The organism is Candidatus Magnetobacterium casense (genome assembly GCF_019173545.1).
Lineage (GTDB): Bacteria > Nitrospirota > Thermodesulfovibrionia > Thermodesulfovibrionales > Magnetobacteriaceae > Magnetobacterium > Magnetobacterium cryptolimnobacter.
In genome coordinates, this window is the sequence record NZ_JABXWD010000710.1 from 1 (window position 1) to 1257 (window position 1257).

Below are 1257 nucleotides of genomic sequence, written 5' to 3' on the forward strand. Positions count from 1 at the left end.
AAAAAAAATGGTAACTATACTTTAAGGCAAGAAAGAAAGGGGCGGCTCCGCCCCCCTTCAGAACCCCCCGCAAGGGGACCAGTCCCCCACTGAGCCGGGGGTCGCTGACCCCTTGACCCCATTTTACCATGCTTTTTTAAGAGGATACCAAAAGATGCCGTTGCAACCATGAAAAATTTATGCAACCCCTTGACACATCTGTCTTGTGTGGTTTAATCTATACAGTAGGATGGCTTATGATTTTGATTTATTGTTGACCGAGTCTGCCAGGATACACGGTCATTTGTGTGCCGGTCAGGTGCTTGGCGTGAGGATGTCCATATTGGGCCTTACGCTGATTGGCATAGGGGACCCAAAGGGCAGGGACAGAAAGAATCTGCTTGTTTATGTGGAGATCGACAGGTGTGCCACTGATGCCATTACATCGGTAACGGGATGTTCCCTGGGACACAGGACGTTAAAGTACGTTGACTACGGCAAGATGGCGGCAACGTTTTTGAACCTCACAACGGGTCGTGCCATCAGGGTGTTGGCCCTTGAGGAGGCCAGGGATATTGCCAAGAGTCGTTTTCCGCATATCGACGACCAGATGCAGGCTCAGTGTGAGGCCTACAAGGTCATGGCGGATGAGGAGTTGTTTCGGTGGATGGAGGTATCTCTGAGCGTCAGGCAGGAAGATATGCCCGGCAAACCCCTCAGACGGGTTGTGTGCAGCCTCTGCGGCGAACACGTCTCCGATGCCAGGGAGGGAGTCGTTGATGGCAAGGTGTTGTGCAAGGCCTGTCAGAACGGGGCATACTATACCCTGACAGGGTCGCCTCCGGCGTAACAAACTGCTTGGCAGGTTTATGCCAACAACGAAGGCACATCCGTTGACGAGTAAATTGTGTCAGGGTTATGATGGAAGATATTGACAGAGTAAAGCGGACACTCAATGAACACCAGAAAGAATTAAAGAATCGATTTGGTATAACCGGGATAGGTATATTTGGCTCCTTTGCGCGCGGAGAGCAAACTCCTGACAGCGACCTTGACGTGCTCGTGAGCATGGATAAATCCGTGAGTTTGCTTGAATGGGCTGGAGCAGTCAATTATCTTTCCAGCCTGCTTGGCATAAAGGTAGATGTGGTACCCGTGGAAGACATCAGACCTGAGCTAAAACAAGTGATCATGGAGGAAGTCATCCGTCTTTGAAGCGGCAGTTTGACTCATTCATAAGAGATACCCTCGAATATATTGAAAAGACGGAACGATTTG

At 50.2% G+C, this 1257-nt stretch carries 2 protein-coding genes; both read left to right on the forward strand.

Features of this window, described 5'->3' with window-relative positions:
* Positions 1-229 precede the first annotated feature (229 nt).
* A complete protein-coding gene (locus HWQ67_RS18960; RefSeq protein ID WP_218254255.1) occupies positions 230-829 on the forward strand; it encodes an FmdE family protein in 600 nt (199 codons plus the stop codon).
* A 68-nt stretch (positions 830-897) separates the two neighbouring features.
* A complete protein-coding gene (locus tag HWQ67_RS18965) occupies positions 898-1194 on the forward strand; it encodes a nucleotidyltransferase family protein (protein ID WP_218254256.1) in 297 nt (98 codons plus the stop codon).
* Positions 1195-1257 lie beyond the last annotated feature (63 nt).